General features: G+C 62.5%; 13 protein-coding genes. 11 read left to right on the forward strand and 2 right to left on the reverse strand.

Going from position 1 to position 17,924, the window contains the following annotated elements:
- The first annotated feature begins 14 nt into the window (after positions 1 to 14).
- From GTP45_RS16030 to GTP45_RS16045, 4 genes are all read left to right on the forward strand, one after another.
- A complete protein-coding gene (locus tag GTP45_RS16030; protein WP_161014835.1) occupies positions 15 to 707 on the forward strand; it encodes a UPF0149 family protein in 693 nt (230 codons plus the stop codon).
- A gap of 72 nt (positions 708 to 779) precedes the next feature.
- The gene (locus GTP45_RS16035; protein ID WP_161014836.1) at positions 780 to 2,108 is read left to right on the forward strand and encodes an Nramp family divalent metal transporter; all 1,329 of its coding nucleotides are present in this window, start codon (positions 780 to 782) and stop codon (positions 2,106 to 2,108) included.
- 13 nt (positions 2,109 to 2,121) lie between these two features.
- Entirely contained in the window at positions 2,122 to 4,308 is a 2,187-nt protein-coding gene (locus GTP45_RS16040) for a SulP family inorganic anion transporter (RefSeq protein WP_161014837.1), read from the forward strand.
- 54 nt (positions 4,309 to 4,362) lie between these two features.
- On the forward strand, positions 4,363 to 5,238 hold the full coding sequence (locus tag GTP45_RS16045) for a cupin-like domain-containing protein (RefSeq protein ID WP_161014838.1): 876 nt from the start codon (positions 4,363 to 4,365) through the stop codon (positions 5,236 to 5,238).
- Here the strand turns inward: GTP45_RS16045 and GTP45_RS16050 are convergent.
- Entirely contained in the window at positions 5,222 to 6,088 is an 867-nt protein-coding gene (locus GTP45_RS16050) for an alpha/beta hydrolase (RefSeq protein WP_161014839.1), read from the reverse strand. The genes GTP45_RS16045 and GTP45_RS16050 overlap by 17 nt on opposite strands.
- A gap of 77 nt (positions 6,089 to 6,165) precedes the next feature.
- Positions 6,166 to 6,762 (reverse strand): oligoribonuclease, encoded by a 597-nt coding sequence (orn, locus tag GTP45_RS16055; RefSeq protein WP_161014840.1) that lies wholly within the window; start codon positions 6,760 to 6,762, stop codon positions 6,166 to 6,168.
- A 53-nt stretch (positions 6,763 to 6,815) separates the two neighbouring features.
- On the opposite strand from orn, the gene GTP45_RS16060 reads away from it, so the two are divergent.
- The 7 genes from GTP45_RS16060 to GTP45_RS16090 all read left to right on the forward strand — a co-directional run bounded on the left by GTP45_RS16060 (position 6,816) and on the right by GTP45_RS16090 (position 17,922).
- Complete coding sequence (locus GTP45_RS16060; RefSeq protein ID WP_161014841.1) at positions 6,816 to 8,084, forward strand: M48 family metallopeptidase; 1,269 nt, start codon at positions 6,816 to 6,818, stop codon at positions 8,082 to 8,084.
- Entirely contained in the window at positions 8,084 to 8,986 is a 903-nt protein-coding gene (gene rsgA, locus GTP45_RS16065; RefSeq protein WP_161014842.1) for a ribosome small subunit-dependent GTPase A, read from the forward strand. Before GTP45_RS16060 ends, rsgA begins: the two co-directional genes overlap by 1 nt.
- 53 nt (positions 8,987 to 9,039) lie before the next feature.
- Complete coding sequence (locus tag GTP45_RS16070; protein WP_161014843.1) at positions 9,040 to 11,871, forward strand: ATP-binding protein; 2,832 nt, start codon at positions 9,040 to 9,042, stop codon at positions 11,869 to 11,871.
- A gap of 100 nt (positions 11,872 to 11,971) precedes the next feature.
- On the forward strand, positions 11,972 to 12,898 hold the full coding sequence (argF, locus tag GTP45_RS16075; RefSeq protein WP_161014844.1) for an ornithine carbamoyltransferase: 927 nt from the start codon (positions 11,972 to 11,974) through the stop codon (positions 12,896 to 12,898).
- Positions 12,899 to 12,917: 19 nt separating this feature from the next.
- Positions 12,918 to 14,150 carry an argininosuccinate synthase gene (locus GTP45_RS16080; protein WP_161014845.1) on the forward strand — a complete coding sequence of 411 codons (1,233 nt, stop codon included), beginning with the start codon at positions 12,918 to 12,920 and terminating at the stop codon, positions 14,148 to 14,150.
- 91 nt (positions 14,151 to 14,241) lie between these two features.
- Positions 14,242 to 16,035, forward strand: coding sequence for a HAMP domain-containing methyl-accepting chemotaxis protein (locus tag GTP45_RS16085; protein WP_161014846.1), 1,794 nt, complete (start codon positions 14,242 to 14,244; stop codon positions 16,033 to 16,035).
- A gap of 69 nt (positions 16,036 to 16,104) precedes the next feature.
- Positions 16,105 to 17,922, forward strand: a complete 1,818-nt coding sequence (locus GTP45_RS16090) for a methyl-accepting chemotaxis protein (RefSeq protein WP_161014847.1) — start codon at positions 16,105 to 16,107, stop codon at positions 17,920 to 17,922.
- Positions 17,923 to 17,924 lie beyond the last annotated feature (2 nt).

Raw genomic sequence — 17,924 nt, forward strand, 5'->3', positions numbered from 1 at the left:
AAAAAGAGCAAAATATGCAACTCGATCAGCCACTGAGCGACAAAGAATTCGACGAATTGGACAACTTCCTGCTGTCCGATCGCACCCCTGAAGACGCCATGACCATGGACATGCTCCACGGTTACCTGACCGCTATCGCCATCGGCCCGGAAGCCATCATGCCGGCCGAATGGCTGAAGAAAGTCTGGGGCAAGGAAGATACCGACGTCCCGAAATTCAAGCACGAGAAAGAAGAGCAGCGCATCATCAACCTGATCATGCGCTTCATGAACGAAGTGCTGGTGACGTTTGAAGTGGCGCCGAAGGAATTCGAGCCGCTGTTCGTCGAACACGAGCACGAAGGCCAGACCCTGATCAACGCCGAAGCATGGTGCTGGGGCTTCTGGGAAGGCATGGAACTGCGTCCGGGTTCGTGGCAGCCGATCTGGGATTCGGAGCAGTCCGCCCTGATGCGTCCTATCTACCTGCTGGGCGCCGACGAAATCGAAGAGGAAGAACTGGCGCTGGTCGAAGATCCAGTCAAAGCCCACAAGCTGGGCCTGGAACTGGAAGCCAACCTGCCGAACATCTACAAATTCTGGCTGCCGCTGCGCAAAGCCGGTGTTGAAACCGTCAAGCGCGAAGAACCGAAGGTCGGCCGCAACGACGACTGCCCTTGCGGCAGCGGCAAGAAGTACAAAAAGTGCCACGGCGCCGAGCCGGAATAAGCCCGGCGCAATGACAGAGGGACTTGTCTCTCTTTCTAAAGTAGAATTTAGGCATCTTTTTGCAGGATGCCTATGTTCTCCCTCCCCTTCAAGCTGCCCACCACGGCCACCGCGCCGTTCTGCCCCTCTGAAGTCGCTGGCACCGTCGCCGTGCCGGAGAGCGATCCGTTCTGGAAGAAAATCCTGCGCTTTGCCGGCCCCGGCTTGCTGGTTTCGGTCGGCTATATGGATCCGGGCAACTGGGCGACGGCGATTCAAGGCGGCTCGCAGTTTGGCTATCAATTGCTGTTCGTGGTGGTGCTGTCCAGCCTTGCGGCTATCGTGCTGCAATGCTTGAGCATGCGGCTCGGCATCGTCACCGGCAAGGATTTGGCGGTGCATTGCCGCGAGCAGTACCCGCCGGTGGTCGGCAAGACGCTGTGGGGCTTTGCCGAGATTTCCATCATCGCCTGCGATTTGGCCGAGGTGCTGGGCTGCGCGCTGGCGTTCAAGCTGCTGCTGGGCGTGTCGCTGCCGGTCGGCGTGGCGCTGACTGCGCTCGACACCATGATCGTGCTGGGCCTCAAAGGCAAAGGCTTCCGACAAGTGGAAGCCATCGTGCTGGGCCTGATCCTGACGGTGGCGATCTGCCTGTTCACCGAACTGGTATTCGTCAAGCCGGACTGGAATGCGGTGGCCGCAGGACTGGTGCCGTCCCTGAGCGCGCTGTCCTCGCGCGAGCCGCTGTACCTCGCTATCGGCATCCTCGGCGCGACCGTGATGCCGCACAATCTCTACCTGCATTCGTCCGTAGTGCAAACGCGCGTGGTGGCGAATAACGACCACGCCAAGCGCCAGGCGATTGGCCTGTCGCGCATCGACACCGTGGTCTCGCTGCTGCTGGCCTTGCTGATTAACGGCTCCATTCTGGTGCTGGCAGCGGCCGCCTTCCACGAGCCCGGCACCGACCGCGTGCTCGACATCGACGAAGCCTACCGCTTGCTGGAACCGGTGGCCGGCACCGCACTGGCGGCGATTCTGTTTGGCCTCGCGCTGCTGGCCTCTGGCCAAAGCTCGACCTTCACCGGCACCATCGCCGGCCAGGTCATCATGGAAGGCTTCCTGAAAATGAAGATCCCATGCTGGCAACGGCGCGCCCTCACACGCGGGCTGGCGCTGATCCCGGCCATGATCGGCGTGCTGACCTTGGGCGAACACTCGGTCGGCAAGCTGCTGGTGCTAAGCCAGGTGGTGCTGAGCATGCAGCTGCCGTTTGCCATGTACCCGCTGATCAGCCTGACCGCGCAGCGCCGCATCATGGGCAGCCACGTCAATGCGTGGTGGACTACGGCGCTGTCCTGGTTCCTGTTTGCCGTGATCTCCAGCGCCAATGCGTGGCTGGTGTGGCAAGCCTTCGCATAAGGACGACAACATCATGAACGCCTCCGGTACTCCCGTCACGCTGCTGCCGCCGACAGACCGGAGCGCTCCGCTGCCGGTAAATATCGGCGCTGGCTTGCTGTCGGCGGTGGTGATGCTGTGCTACGCGCTCAGCTACGCCGCCCTGATCTTCAGCGGCTCGCTCACGCCCTACCTGCCGGCAGGCGTACTGGTGACGCTGGTTAGCTGCATCGTGGTGGCGCCGGTGATTGCCATGGGCAGCACCATCCGCTTCATGATCGGCGGGCCGGATGGCAACGCCTCGGCCATTCTCGCCGGGCTGGCCACCGGCATCGCCGCCGACATGGCGGCCGGCCCCGATCTGCTGGTGACCTTGCTGGCCGCTCTGGCGCTGGCTTCGGTGGTGAGTGGGTTGCTGCTCTATCTGCTCGGCGCCACGCACGGCAGCGCGGTGATCCAGTTCCTGCCGTTTCCTGTGATTGGCGGCTACCTTGCCGGCACCGGCTACCTGCTGCTGGCCGGCGCCTTCCGCGTCCTGACCGGCCACGGCTTGCACTGGTCGCAGCTGGACGCCCTGCTCTCGCTGCCGTGGCTGGCATGGCTGCCGGCGGTAGTGGTGTGCGCCGCGCTGATGATCGGCGCGCGCACGCTCAAGCGCTTTACACTGGTGGTGCCGGTTGGGATCAGCGCCGGCCTGCTGGTGTTCTTTGCCGGCATGCACTTGAGCGGCATGACGGCGGCGCAGGCGCGCCAGCTCGGACTGCTGTTTGAGGCGGTGCCGCTGTCGGCACTGCAAGCGCCGCTGATGCTGCCGCTGGAACAAATCCACTGGCACGTCATCCTCGGCCACGCGCCGGAATTTCTGGCCGTGGTGGCGGTATCGGCCCTCACCATCCTGCTCAACGCCACCGGCGCCGGCTTGGCCTGCCAGCAAGATCCCAACCTCGACCGCGAAATGCGCGCAGCCGGCGCGGCCAATGTGCTGGGCGGACTGTGCGGCGGCATCGTCGGCTACCAGTCGCTGAGCCGCACCATGCTCAATCGCCGTGCCGGTGCCAGCGACCGCAGCAGCGGCATTGCGGCCGCCGTCGGCTGCCTGCTGGTGGTGGTACTGGCGCCGGGCTTGATCGGCTGGATGCCGAAGTCGGTGCTGGTTGGTTTGCAGCTCTACATCGCCATCGGCTTGATACAAGAGTGGCTGATCAACTCCTACCGCAAGCTGGGCCGCGCCGAGTACCTGCTGATTCCCTTGATCGTGCTGGTGATTGCGGTGCATGGCGTGGTGGCCGGCATTGCGCTGGGCATCCTGGCGGCGTGCGTGCTGTTCGTGGTCAAGTACGGGCGCGTGAGCGTAATCCGCAGCGAGTTCGACCTGCACGCGCGCAGCTCCAACGTCGAGCGTTCGATCGAAGACACGGCGCGGCTGCGCGAACATGGCCGCGCTGTGATCGGCGCCAGCCTGCACGGCTTCCTCTTCTTCGCTACCGCCAACTCCATCCTGAGCCATGTGCGCGAGCGCCTGGCCGCCGCCGAAGCGCCGCGCGTCGTGCTGCTGGACTTCCGCCAGATCGACGGCTTGGACGCCTCCACCTCGGTCAGCTTCCTCAAACTGCGCCAAAGCTGCGACATCGCCGGCGTGCGGCTGGTGCTGACCGCCCTGCCTGCCGACGCGCGCCAACTGCTGGAGCGGGCGGGCCTGTTCAGCAATACCGTGCTGGACTTCGACAGCCTCGATGCCGGACTGGAATGGGCCGAAGAACAAATCCTCGCCGCCGCCCATCACACTGCGCAAGACAGCGCCCTGGGCCTGCAAGCGCACTTCACCGCCGACGTGTGGGAGCGGCTGGAGGCGCAACTGGAACAGCGCGAGCTGGCCGCCGGCCAACTGCTGTTCGCCCGTGGCGATGCCGGCGATGCCGTCTACATCGTCGAACACGGCCGGGTGACGGTCTCGCTGCCGCTGGCCGATGGCGGCGCACTGCGCCTGCGCTCCTTCGGCGCGGGCACCATCGTCGGCGAGATGGCCCTGTACACGCAGAACCCGCGCAGCGCCGACGTCCGCGCCGACGTCCCCACCCGCGTGCGCCGCCTGTCGCTGGCCGCGCTACAGCGAATGGAACACGAAGACGGCGCCAGCGCCCAGCAATTCCACCGCTTCGTCGTCAACGTCCTCGCCTCCCGCCTCACCGTCGCCAACGAAGCCGTCCGCGCCGCCTATTGAAGAGAGGCCGATTGCTGGTAAAGTTCTGCCTGTAACGCAACAAAGATTGAGAAGATGTTAGGAAAACAGAAATTGCCGCCGCGGGTGTTGGCGCTGGAAACGGCCGACGAGGCAGCCGCCAAGAAGCTCGCGCGTGAGCAGCGCGATGCCCAGGTGCGCGGCGTGAGTTCGATTCATGAGATGCGCGAGGCGATTAAGCAGGCTTCGCGCGCACTGCCTGCCATTACCGAAGTACTGCGCGTCCGCTTGCAGGATGCGGCGGCGTTTCGCGCGCGCGCCATGCAGGGCTTGCCGTTCCTGGTTGAGGGTGTGGTCGGCCGCTGGCCGCTGACCCAGCAGCCGCAGACCATTCTGCGCGAGCGTCACGGCCACATGGCGGTGCGCGCCCGCGTTGGCGATTACATCGGCACCGCCTTCGCGCCTGACCGCGCCATGCAGGATATGACCATGGCCGAATACCTCGACCTCGCAGAGCGCACCGAAGGCTTGCCGCCCTACCTCGGCAATCTGGAATTGCGTGAGTTGAACAGCATGTGCCACTGGCCTACCTACTTCGACAAGATGGGCCCGCCCCGTTTCTGGATCGGCCCGGTCGGCACCATGACGCCGCTGCACTGCGATTACGACGACAATATCTTCGCGCAGATCTGGGGCACCAAGCGCATCTTCCTGTCGCCGCCGCATCACGACGAATTCCTGTATCCAAAGGAAGCCAACGCCATCCTGTTCGGCTCACCGTTCAACCCGGAAGCGCCCGACTACGAGCACTACCCGCTGGCCCGCCAAGCGACCATGATCGAAGTGATCGTCGAACCGGGCGACATGCTGTACGTGCCGGCCGGCTGGTACCACCAGGTGCACGCGCTCAGCTTCTCACTCTCCTCCAACCGCTGGGCGCGCGGCGTGCCCTTCGTCATGCGGGCGGTTTGAGCACGAACTCCGCCACATCATCGAGCGTCGGCGCCAGCCAGCGTAGCGGTGCAGCGATGGTGGCGATCAGGGTGGTGTGCCGAACCGCACCGTAATAGCGCTCCTGCACAGGAACCTGCTGCGCGCGCAGCAATTCCGCCAACTGGCCGCTATTGCGCATCGGCTCCACCAGCTTGTCCTTGCGCGCAGCGATCAGCAAGGCTGGCGGCGAGGCCGCGCTCACATGATGGATAGGCTGGGAATCCGCTGGCGTGTCGGGAAAATGAAATACCGGCTTGGTGGTGGGGTTTTGAATCGGTAGAAAATCATACGGCCCGGCCAGGCCGATCCAGCCGCGCAGGCCGGAGGGCGCCATGCCCTGCTCCGCCAGCCAGCGCCGATCCAGTGCCACCATGGCGGCGTTATAGGCGCCGGCGCTATGCCCCATCACGAACAGCCGTTTCGGGTCGCCGCCATAATGCGGCGCCTCGCGCGCAGTCCATGCCACCGCCCGCGCGGCATCGCGCAGGAATTCGGGATAGCTTACTTCAGGATAGAGACGATAATCGGCAATCACCGCCACGATGCCGCGCGCCGCCAGCGCCCGGCCGACAAACGCGTAGTCGCCACGCGCGCCGCCGACCCAGTTGCCGCCGTAGAAAAACACCACGACTGGCGCCCGCCCACTCAGGCCGCGTGGCCGATAAACGTCCAGCTTGCGGCGCGGGCCATCGCCATAGGCAACGCCTTCGATGCAATCGGAAGCGCCGCTCGGCGACAAGGCATTGAGCGTGGCCAGTGGCGAACAGGCGGCCAGCGCCAGCAATAACACTGGAACGCCAATGGCCAGTAGGAGATAAGAACGAGTCATGGCTTACTTTAACCCAGGCATACGCCCGGCTATGTACGCCAAAACACCAACGCCGGCATTGGCCGGCGTTGTCTGTTTTACAGCTTGATGAAGTGCTCGCGGTAGTACTTCAGTTCCTCGATCGATTCGACGATGTCGGCCAGCGCGGTGTGCTTTTGCGCTTTCTTGAAACCGCTGACCATGGTCGGGTTCCAGCGCTTGCCCAGTTCTTTCAGGGTCGAAACGTCAATATTGCGATAATGGAAGAAGGCCTCCAGCTTCGGCATGTAGCGCACCATGAAGCGGCGATCCTGGCCGATGGTATTGCCACACATCGGCGCTTTGCCCTTCGGCACCCACAGCTTCATGAACTTGATCAGCTCTTCCTCGGCCTGCGCTTCGGTCACGGTCGACGCTTTCACGCGGTCGATCAGGCCCGAGCGGCCGTGCGTGCCCTTATTCCATGCATCCATCTTGTCCAGCGTTTCGTCCGACTGGTGGATGGCAAACACCGGGCCCTCGGCCAGCACGTTCAGGTGCATATCGGTGATGACCATTGCCACTTCGATAATGCGGTCGGTGTCCGGCTCCAGGCCGGTCATTTCCATATCCACCCACACCAGGTTGAACTCGTTCTGACGCGGCGTGGCCGGGGCAGCAGCGGAACCTTCTGGCAAATCTGTAGCTTGTGACATAATTCTCTCTTGGCTAAATTAATCCGAATCCGCCATTTTCTCACAGGCACCGAATGTATTCACTTGCGTTTTCGATTTTGTTCGTATCTTTCATCATTTTGACGCTGCTCGTCCGCTTCTGGCTGGCCTCGCGTCACATCCGCCATGTGCTGGCCCACCGCAGCGCCGTGCCGGCGGAATTTGCTGAAAAGATCCCGCTGGCGGCCCATCAAAAGGCCGCCGACTACACCATCGCCCGCACCAAGTTCGGCCTGCTGACCCTGGTGGTCAACACGCTGGTGCTGATCGGCTTTACCCTGCTGGGCGGGCTGCAATGGCTGTCGCTGCAAGTGTTCCAGATCACCGGCCCCGGCATGGTCTACCAGCTGGTGCTGCTGACCGCCTTCACCGTGATCTCGGGCGCCATCGACCTGCCGTTCGACTATTACAAGCAGTTCAAGCTGGAGCAGCGCTTCGGCTTTAACAAGATGAGCAAAGGCCTGTTCTTTGCCGACATGATCAAGGGCGCACTGCTGGGCGCAGCCATCGGCCTGCCGCTGATGTGGGTGATCCTGACCCTGATGGGCAAGGCCGGCGACCTGTGGTGGCTGTACACCTGGATCGTGTGGAGCGGCTTCCAGCTGCTGATCATGGTGCTGTACCCAACCGTGATCGCGCCGCTGTTCAACAAATTCACGCCGCTGGAAGACCAGTCGCTGAAAGCCCGCATCGAGGGCCTGATGCAGCGCGTCGGCTTCGCTTCCAAGGGCCTGTTCGTGATGGACGGCTCCAAGCGCAGCGCCCACGGCAACGCCTACTTCTCCGGCTTCGGCGCGGCCAAGCGCATCGTCTTCTTCGACACCCTGCTGGCGCGCTTGCAGCCGCAGGAAATCGAGGCGGTGCTGGCGCACGAGCTGGGCCACTTCAAGCTCAAGCACATCATCAAGCGCATTGCCATGATGTTTGCCATTTCACTGGGCTTCCTGGCCCTGCTCGGCTACCTGAAAACACAGGTCTGGTTCTACGACGGCCTCGGCGTCAATCCGCTGACGCTGCCGGGCCAGAGCAACGACGCCATGGTGCTGCTGCTGTTCATGCTGGTGCTGCCGGTGTTCACCTTCCTGTTCAACCCGCTGACCTCGATCGGTTCGCGCAAGCACGAGTTCGAAGCGGACGCCTTCGCCGCCAAGCACACCGACGCCCGCGACCTGGTCTCGGCGCTGGTCAAAATGTACGAGGACAACGCGTCCACCCTGACGCCCGACCCGCTGCACTCGGCCTTCTACGACTCGCACCCGCCGGCCAGCGTGCGCATCCGTCAACTGAATCTGGCGGCGCAATAATGAGCGAGAAACGTTTAGCCACCATCATCGCCGCCCACGGCCGCCACTACCTGGCGGAATCGGACGGCCTCAAGCTGCAATGCGTCACCCGCGGCAAGAAGACCAACGTGGCCGTGGGCGACATCGTCCACATCACGCTGACCTCGCCCGACCAGGGCGTGATCGACAAGATTGAAGAACGCAAGACCCTGCTGTACCGCTCGGATCAATACAAGTCCAAGCTGCTGGCGGCCAACCTGACCCAGCTGTTCATCGTGGTCGCCACCGAACCGGGCTTCACCGACGACCTGGTCTCGCGCGCGCTGGTGGCGGCCGAGGCGGCGGGCATCAAGGCCCACCTGATCCTCAACAAGACCGACGTGGCCGAATCGCTGCCGCGCACCCGCGAACGCGTGGCGCCGTACGCCGCGCTGGGCTACCCGGTGCACGAGGTATCGGCCAAGGCCAAGCCGGAGGAAACGCTGGCCATCTTGAAACCGCTGCTGGCCGGCCAATCGTCGATCCTGATCGGCCAGTCCGGCATGGGCAAGTCCTCGCTGATCAACCTGCTGATCCCGGAAGCCGACATCGCCGTGCGTGAAATCTCAGCGGCGCTGGACACCGGCAAGCACACCACCACCTTCACCCGCCTGTACACCCTGCCCGAGCTGGGCCCGGATGCGGCCATCATCGATTCGCCCGGTTTCCAGGAGTTCGGCCTCTACCATCTGACCGAGGGCATGCTGGAGCGAGCTTTCGTAGAATTTGAGCCATACCTCGGCCACTGCAAGTTCTACAATTGCCGCCACCTGATCGAACCGCAGTGCGCCGTGCTGGCCGCCGTCGAGGAAGGCAAGATCGCCAGGATGCGGCATACGCTGTACGGCCAGCTCTTGCATGAATCTTCACAGACCCTGTATTAAAAACAAGGTTTTGTGTCTATAATGCCTTGAGGCAATTAGCCCGAGGAACCGTGATGGACATGTTTGCGCTGGACGACGCGTTGGCCGATTGGGAGGCTGCCCTGCCTACCCTGCGCGGCCCTGCGCGCCTGCCGATGCTGCTGCCGCTGGCATGGCATCTGCGCCAGCGCGACACGCCGCGCGCCCTCGAACTGGCGGCAGAAGGCCTGACCCTGCTGCCGGCCGCCGACCTGCCCAGCGCCGATAGCCAAGCCATCGCAGCCCGCTTCCTGCTGATACGCGCCGAAGCCACATGGCTGTCCGGCCAGCTGGAAGTGGCCGACGAACAAGCCGCCGACGCCGGCGCGCGCTTCACCACCCTCGGCAACACCATCGGCCAGGCCGATGCCCACTGGCTGCGCGCATGGATCGCCATCGACAGCGGCGACCACGCCCGCGCCGCCGCCGCACTGGAACAAATGGCCGCCGCCGCGCGCGCAGCCGGCGATGCCCAGCGCTGCGCCATCGCCGACGCCGTCAATGCCCGCTGGGCCGTGCTGCACGACCTGCCCAGCGCGCAGCAGCGCTGGTCGCAGCGCTTTAGCAAGGAAGAAGAAAACCTGCCGGCCGTGGCCAGCTGGATTTTCGATTACTACGGCCTGGCCGCCAGCCAGGCCAGCGACTTCGGCGCCGCCGCCGGCCACTATCTGCACTGCTATGAAGCGGCGCTGGAAAGCGGCCAGCTGCGCATGGCGATCACCGCCGCCATCAACATCGGCCTCGATTTCACCACCCTTAACGACCATCACGCGGCGCTGGAGTGGATGGAAAGCGCGCTCGATCTGGCACGCCCCACCAACTGGCCGCGCAGCATCGGCGCCTGCCTGATGCACACCGCCGACACCATGCGCCGCCTTGGACGGCTGGAGGCCACCGAAGAACTGCTGCAAGAAGCGCTGGAAATCCTGGCGCCGATGTCCGGTTCGCGCAGCTACGCCACCGCGCTGCACTACCTGGGCGACCTGTCGCTGGACAAGGCCGACTACACCGCCGCGCTGTCGGCCTTCCGCAAGCTGCAAGTGCGCGGCGAAAGCCTGCAACACGCCGACTTCCAAAGCATCGCGCGGCGCGGCCAGGCGCACGCGCTGTGCTTCCTGGACCGTCCGCAAGAAGCGCTGGCGATGGCTGAACAAGCGGCGCAGCTGGCGCAGGAACAGGACAACCGCTACAACCACGTGGCGGCGCTGCGCGTGATGTCGCTGATCCACCTGCGCCACCAGCTACCGGCGCCGGACGGCATGACCGAACCTAACGCCACGCTGCACTTCCTGCACCAGGCGCTGGCGGTGGCAAGCCACATCAACGGCTACACCCTGCCCGCCGACCTGCACGACGCACTGGCGCGCGAGTACGCGCAGATCGGCGACTACAAAAAGGCCTACGAATCGGCGCAACTGGCGGCGTCGGCGCGCGAGAAAACCCACAGCCAGGACGCCACCAACCGCGCCATCGCCATGCAGGTGCAGCACCAGACCGAGAACGCGCGCGCCGAGGGCCTGCATCACCGCGAACTGGCCGCCGCCGAAGCGCGCCGCGTGCAGCTGCTGCAGCAAACCACCTCCACGCTGGAACGCCTGTCCGTGATCGGCCAGGAGATCACCACCCATCTTGACGCCAACGCCGTATTCAAGGCGCTGAACCGCCACGTGCAAGCGCTGTTGCCGGCCAATTCGCTGGCGATTTATATGTGCGATCCGGGCTGCGACACCATCAGCCGCGTGTTCGGCATCGAGAACGGCCAGCCGCTGGCCAGCAACACCATCGACATCGCCAACCCGCGCGCCAACGCCGCCCGCAGCCTGCGCGAGCGCACCGAGATTTACGTGGCCGACGCCGGGCCCGAGGACATCTTCCTCGCCCCCGGCACGCAGGTGATGACCAGCGCCTTGTACGTGCCGCTGCTGGTGGGCGAACGCACGCTGGGCGTGATGACGGTGCAAAGCACGCTGCCCAACGCTTACGGCGCGCGCGAGCGCCTGATCTTCCGCACCCTGTGCGCGTACGGCGCCATCGCGCTCGATAACGCCGAGGCCTATCGCCAGCTGAAGGATGCGCAGACCCAGCTGGTCTCGCAAGAAAAGCTGGCGGCACTGGGCGCGCTGATGGCCGGCGTGGCGCACGAGTTGAATACGCCGATCGGCAATAGCCTGCTGATCGCCAGCACCCTGATGCAAAAGACCGAGGAACTGGAAGCGCAAATGAACGGCAGCGGTTTGAAACGCTCGTCGCTTGCCGCCTACCTCGACGACGCGCGCAAGGCGCACGAGCTGGTGATGCGCGGCTTGACCAGCGCCGCCAACCTGGTCAACAGCTTCAAGCAAGTGGCGGTAGACCGCACCACCGAACAGCGCCGCCAGTTCAACCTCGCGCAGGTGTCGCAAGAGGTGATCGCCACCATGATGAACCGCATCCGGGCCTCCAACCACCGGATTGAAGTCGAGGTGCCGGATACCATCATGTTGGACAGCTATCCCGGCCCGTATGGACAGGTGATCGCCAACTTCATCAACAACGCCCTGCTGCACGCTTTCACGCGCGAAGGCAGCGGCAGCATGTGGCTGCGCGCGCAGGCGCCGGTCGAAGGCCGGGTGCTGGTGACCTTCCGCGACAACGGCAGCGGCATCGCGCCCGAGCATATGTCGCGCATCTTCGACCCGTTCTTCACCACCAAGCTGGGACAAGGCGGCAGCGGCCTCGGACTGTCGATTAGCTACAACATTGTCACTTCGCTCATGGGCGGACTGATTTCGGTACACAGCTCGCGCGAGGGCACCATGTTCACCCTCGACCTGCCCCTGACGGCGCCCGAGCACCAGCAGCCGGCAGCGACTCAAATTTATAATTAAACCATTTGTATAGACAGCATAAAGTGCGGCGATTAGCCCTATCCGCCGAATTGCCTTTATAATTGATCGGCTAAGCTTTAGCTATCTGTCAGTTGTCATTATGCCTATCCAAAAACCGATCAAGCATTACCTGCAGTTTTCCGACCTCACGCTGGAAGAGTACGAGTACGTCATCGAACGCGCCCACATCATCAAGCGCAAGTTCAAGAACTACGAGATCTACCACCCAATGATCGACCGCACGCTGGTCATGGTGTTTGATAAGAACTCGACCCGCACCCGCCTCTCGTTCGAGGCCGGCATGCACCAGCTGGGCGGCGCCGCCATCTACCTGAACACCCGCGATTCGCAACTGGGCCGCGGCGAGCCGGTGGAAGACGCAGGCCAGGTCATGTCCCGCATGTGCGACATCATCATGGTGCGCACCTACGGCCAGGACATCATCGAGCGTTTCGCCGCCAACTCGCGCGTGCCGGTGATTAATGGCCTGACCAACGAACACCACCCGTGCCAGGTCGCAGCCGACATCTTCACCTACATCGAGCATCGCGGTTCGATCACCGGCAAAACGGTGGCGTGGGTAGGCGACGCTAACAATATGCTGTATTCGTGGCTGCAAGCGGCCGAGGTCTTCGGCTTCCACGTCAACGTCTCGACGCCGCACGGCTACGAGATGGATATGTCGCTGGTCTCGACCGACCGCTTCACCGTATTCTCCAATCCGTCCGACGCCTGCGAAGGCGCGCACCTGGTCAACACCGACGTGTGGACTAGCATGGGCTACGAAGAAGAAAACGCCGCCCGCCTGAAAGCCTTCGACGGCTGGATCGTCGACAGCGCCAAAATGGCGCGCGCCGCACCGGACGCGCTGTTCATGCACTGCCTGCCGGCGCATCGCGGCGAAGAAGTTTCGGCCGACGTCATCGACGGCCCGCAATCGGTAGTCTGGGATGAAGCGGAAAACCGCCTGCACATTCAAAAAGCGTTGATCGAGTACCTGCTGCTCGGCCGCATCGAAAACAAGTAATCATCAACAGGAATCAATCATGAGCGACATTAAAAAAGTAGTCCTCGCCTACTCGGGCGGCCTCGATACCTCCGTCATTCTGAAATGGCTGCAGGATAACTACCAATGCGAAATCGTCACCTTCACCGCCGACCTGGGCCAGGGTGAAGAGCTGGAACCGGCACGCGCCAAGGCGCTGAAGTTCGGCATCAAGCCTGAGAACATCTACATCGACGACGTGCGCGAAGAATTCGTGCGCGACTTCGTGTTCCCTATGTTCCGCGCCAACACCGTGTACGAAGGCGAATACCTGCTGGGCACCTCGATCGCGCGTCCGCTGATCGCCAAGCGCCTGATCGAAATCGCCAACGAGACCGGCGCCGACGCCATCTCGCACGGCGCCACCGGCAAGGGCAACGACCAGGTGCGCTTTGAACTGGGCGCCTACGCGCTGAAGCCGGGCGTGAAAGTGATCGCTCCTTGGCGCGAGTGGGATCTGCTGTCGCGCGAAAAACTGCTGAAGTACGCAGAAGACGCCGGCATCGCCATCGATATGAAACACAAGAACGGCGGCGCGCCATACTCGATGGACGCCAACCTGCTGCACATCTCGTTCGAAGGCCGCCACCTGGAAAACCCAAGCGCCGAAGCCGAAGAATCGATGTGGCGCTGGACCGTCAGCCCTGAGAAGGCGCCTGACCAGGCCGAGTACGTCGACCTCGAATACGAAAAAGGCGACATCGTCGCCATCAACGGCGTGCGCATGTCGCCGGCCACCGTGCTGACCGAACTGAATCGCCTCGGCGGCAAACACGGCATCGGCCGTTTGGACTTGGTGGAAAACCGCTACGTCGGCATGAAGTCGCGCGGCTGCTACGAAACCCCGGGCGGCACCATTATGCTGAAAGGCCACCGCGCCATCGAATCGATCACGCTCGATCGCGAAGTGGCGCACTTGAAAGATGACCTGATGCCGCGCTACGCTTCGCTGATCTACAACGGCTACTGGTGGGCGCCGGAGCGCGTCGCGCTTCAGACCCTGATCGACCACACGCAGCAGACCGTGAACGGCTGGGTGCGCGTCAAGCTGTACAAGGGTAATGTGATCGTGGTGTCGCGCGATTCGAAGACCGACTCGCTGTTTGATATGAACATCGCGACCTTCGACGAAGACGGCGGCGCCTACAACCAGGCCGACGCCGGCGGCTTCATTAAACTGAACGCCCTGCGCATGCGCATCGCTGCAAACGCGCGCCTGAAGCGCGGTCAATAAGCCACACTCGCTTCGCCCAAATATGGCCGCTCGCTGAGCGGCCATTTTTTTGATACATTGGCTCCACTGCCTGATCGAGAGTGGAGCGACTATGCTAGCAAACCTCAGTATCAAGAAAAAACTCGCAGTAGGATTTGGCGCTATTGTCGCCATCATCGTGATCCTGCTGTCCATGGCCTATACCAACTTCACCAAGCTCTCCACCGCCAGCGAGTGGGATCGGCATACGCTGGCGGTGCTGCTGGAAGCAGGACAGATCGAAACCGCGATGATGCAGATTCAAAGCTCCGTGCGCGGTTTTCTGATTACTGGCGACGACAGCATCACCCAGCAAGTCAGCGTCGAAGAGGACGCGCTGCGCCACCACATTGAACAGATCACCAAACTCACCGCCGACAACGCGACCCAGCAGGCGCGCCTCAAGCGCTTCACACCCTTCATCAATAACTGGCTCAGTAGCGTCATCCATCCGCAATTGGAGAAACGCCGCAGCGGCGCGCAGACCGTCAACAGCGCCGAGGTACTGAACGGCAGCCGCACCGTGGCCGAAGCGCGCCGCATGCTCAAAGAAATCACCGGCGACGAGGAACGCTTGCTGGCCGAGCGCTCGCGCACTTCCAGCAATCTGTCCGAATCCATGATGCTGCTGCTGGTAGCCGGCGGCGCGGTCTGCACCGTGCTGGCCATCGCGATTGGCCTGCTGTTGTCGGGAGCACTGGCTGCGCCACTGATGCGCTTGAATTCCGTGGTCGAACGCATCGCCCATGGCGAACAGGATGCGCGCGTGGAAGTCAGTTCCAACGATGAACTGGGTCAGGTCTCCAACGCGTTCAATCAGATGGCGCAATCGATACAGGACAGTCTGGCCAAGGAATTGGCGGCCACCAATCTGCTCAAGTCCAAAGTAGATTCTTTATTGGGCGTGGTATCCAAAGCCGCCAACGGCGACCTAACCGGCAAGATAGAAGTCACCGGTACCGACGCTATCGGCCAACTGGCCGAAGGGCTGGATCGCATGTTCGACAATCTGCGCGTGCTGCTGAATAACGTGCAGAAGGCCGGCATCCAAGTCACTACCTCTGCCACCGAGATCGCCGCTTCGGCCAAGCAGCAGGAAGCCACCGGCGTTGAACAGGCGCAGACCAGCGTCGAGATCCTCAGCACCACCAAGGAAATCTCGGCCAACATTTCGCATCTGGTGAAGACCATGGAGGAAGCTACTTCAGTCGCCGACTACACTACTCACGCCACCGCCGAAGCGCAAGGGAACTTGAAGCGCATGGACGGCACCATGCAAACCATGGTCACTGCGACCGACTCGATCAACGCCAAATTGGCGGCGCTGTCGGAAAAAGCTAGCAATATCAACAGCGTTCTGATTACAATCACCAAGGTGGCCGACCAGACCAATATCTTGTCGCTCAACGCCGCCATCGAGGCCGAAAAGGCCGGCGAGGCGGGACGCGGTTTCTCCGTCGTCGCCACCGAAATCCGCAGGCTGGCAGACCAAACCTCCGTCTCCACCTGGGACATTGAGCAGATGCTCAAGGAAATGCAGTCCGCCGTCTCCGCCAGCGTGATGGGCATGGATAAATTCTCCGAAGAGATACGCCGCAGCGTCGGCGAAGTGCGCGCCGTGACCAATCAATTGTCCGGCGTGATGGATCAAGTCCAGAAACTGGCCCCGCAATTCGACCAGGTGCTGCAAGGGATGCAGTCGCAAGCCGTCGGCGCCGCCCAGATTAACGAAACCATGATGCAGTTGAACGACGCCACCCAGCAAACCGTGGACTCGCTTAAATCGACCAGCGAAGCAGTTCACCAGTTGCAGTATGCAGCCGGCGGACTGCAAAGCAGCGTCGCCACGTTCTCTGTAGCGACCTGAATACCCTAAAAACGGCCTGTATGGGACAATGCCAGATGTAATCTGGTACCCACCAGCCATGGAGAAAAAATGTTTAAAGACTTGAGCATCAAGAAGAAGCTATATCTCAGTTTTAGCGCCATCCTCGCCATTATCCTGGTGCTGCTATCCATCGCTTACAACCGCTTTAACAGCCTGTCCGAGGCCAATGAGTGGGACCGGCATACCATGGACGTGATCCAGGCCATCGACGTGCTGCGCAACGACCTGCTGCAAGTACAGGTGGAAGCACGCGGCTACTATTTGACCGGCACCGAGCAGCGTCTCGAGCGGACGCGCAAGGAGATGGCCGACCTGCCAGCCTCCGTCGCCGAACTGCAAAAACTCACCGCCGATAATCCGAATCAAGTGGTGCGCTTTAAAAAGCTGGAAGAGATGATCAATGTGTGGAGCAACGACGTCATCACCTCCCAGCTTAAGCTGCGCCAGGAACTGGGCGACAAACCCGGCGCCGCCGATGCCATGGGCCGCACGCCGCAGCTGTCCGGCACCACCAATTCCGCCATCGGCGAAATCTACAAATTCATGAACGACGCTGCGGCCGAAGAGAAGCAACTGCTGATCAATCGCTCCAAGGCCTCCGACCAGCTGCAAGAAACCATGCGCACGGTATTGACGCTGGGCGGCGTGGTGTGCGTAGTGCTGTCGCTCGGTATCGCATGGCTGCTGGTGCGCGCGCTGCTGGCGCCATTGAATAACCTGACGCAGGCTGTCGGCAAGATCGCCGCCGGCGACCAGTCGGCGCGCGCGCAAGTGCTGTCGGCCGATGAACTGGGCGAAGTCACCCAGGAATTCAACCGCATGGCACAGTCGATTCAAGACAGCCAGGCCAACGAACTGGCCGCCACCAATCTGCTCAAGTCGAAAGTCGATTCGCTGCTCGGCGTGGTATCCAAGGCCGCCGCCGGCGACCTGACCGGCAAGATCGAAGTGCAAGGCGAAGACGCCATCGGCCGCCTGGCCGGTGGCCTCGACCGCATGTTCGCCAACCTGCGCGCGCTGCTGAACAATGTGCAGAAGGCCGGCATTCAAGTCACCACCTCGGCCACCGAAATCGCCGCCTCGGCCAAGCAGCAGGAAGCCACCGGCATCGAGCAGGCGCAGACCAGCGTTGAGATTCTCAGCACCACCAAGGAAATCTCGGCCAACACTTCGCAACTGCTGAAGACCATGGAAGAAGCCACTGCCGTGGCGGACTACACCACCAGCGCGACCGCCGATGCACAGAACAACTTGAAGCGCATGGATGGCACCATGCAGCACATGGTGTCGGCAACCGATTCGATCAACGCCAAGCTGGCGGCACTGTCGGAGAAAGCGTCCAACATCAACAGCGTGCTGATTACGATTACCAAGGTGGCCGACCAGACCAACATCCTGTCGCTGAACGCCGCCATCGAAGCGGAGAAAGCCGGTGAAGCTGGCCGCGGCTTCTCGGTGGTGGCGACGGAGATTCGCCGCCTGGCCGATCAGACTTCGGTGTCGACCTGGGACATTGAGCAGATGCTGAAAGAGATGCAGTCCGCTGTTTCCGCCAGCGTGATGGGCATGGATAAATTCTCCGAAGAGATCCGCCGCAGTGTGGGCGAGGTGCGCCAAGTGACGGATCAGCTGTCGGGCGTGATGGATCAAGTGCAGAAACTGGCGCCGCAGTTTGACGTGGTGCTGCAAGGGATGCAGTCGCAGGCCGTGGGCGCGGAACAAATCACCGCCACCATGATGCAGCTGAACGACGCTACCCAGCAAACCGTGGAATCGCTGAAAGCCACCAGCGAGGCAGTGCATCAGCTACAGTACGCGGCAGGCGATCTGCAAACCAGCGTCGCCAATTTCGCTGTGGCGGTATAAGG

The sequence above is a fragment of the Duganella rivi genome (genome assembly GCF_009857435.1).
Taxonomy (GTDB): Bacteria; Pseudomonadota; Gammaproteobacteria; order Burkholderiales; family Burkholderiaceae_D; genus Rugamonas; species Rugamonas rivi.

Coding starts and splice junctions, on each gene's coding strand:
- GTP45_RS16030 (WP_161014835.1), top strand. CDS start 15: ATGCAACTCGATCAGCCACTGAGCGACAAAGAATTCGACGAATTGGAC.
- GTP45_RS16035 (WP_161014836.1), top strand. CDS start 780: ATGTTCTCCCTCCCCTTCAAGCTGCCCACCACGGCCACCGCGCCGTTC.
- GTP45_RS16040 (WP_161014837.1), top strand. CDS start 2,122: ATGAACGCCTCCGGTACTCCCGTCACGCTGCTGCCGCCGACAGACCGG.
- GTP45_RS16045 (WP_161014838.1), top strand. CDS start 4,363: ATGTTAGGAAAACAGAAATTGCCGCCGCGGGTGTTGGCGCTGGAAACG.
- GTP45_RS16050 (WP_161014839.1), bottom strand. CDS start 6,088: ATGACTCGTTCTTATCTCCTACTGGCCATTGGCGTTCCAGTGTTATTG.
- orn (WP_161014840.1), bottom strand. CDS start 6,762: ATGTCACAAGCTACAGATTTGCCAGAAGGTTCCGCTGCTGCCCCGGCC.
- GTP45_RS16060 (WP_161014841.1), top strand. CDS start 6,816: ATGTATTCACTTGCGTTTTCGATTTTGTTCGTATCTTTCATCATTTTG.
- rsgA (WP_161014842.1), top strand. CDS start 8,084: ATGAGCGAGAAACGTTTAGCCACCATCATCGCCGCCCACGGCCGCCAC.
- GTP45_RS16070 (WP_161014843.1), top strand. CDS start 9,040: ATGGACATGTTTGCGCTGGACGACGCGTTGGCCGATTGGGAGGCTGCC.
- argF (WP_161014844.1), top strand. CDS start 11,972: ATGCCTATCCAAAAACCGATCAAGCATTACCTGCAGTTTTCCGACCTC.
- GTP45_RS16080 (WP_161014845.1), top strand. CDS start 12,918: ATGAGCGACATTAAAAAAGTAGTCCTCGCCTACTCGGGCGGCCTCGAT.
- GTP45_RS16085 (WP_161014846.1), top strand. CDS start 14,242: ATGCTAGCAAACCTCAGTATCAAGAAAAAACTCGCAGTAGGATTTGGC.
- GTP45_RS16090 (WP_161014847.1), top strand. CDS start 16,105: ATGTTTAAAGACTTGAGCATCAAGAAGAAGCTATATCTCAGTTTTAGC.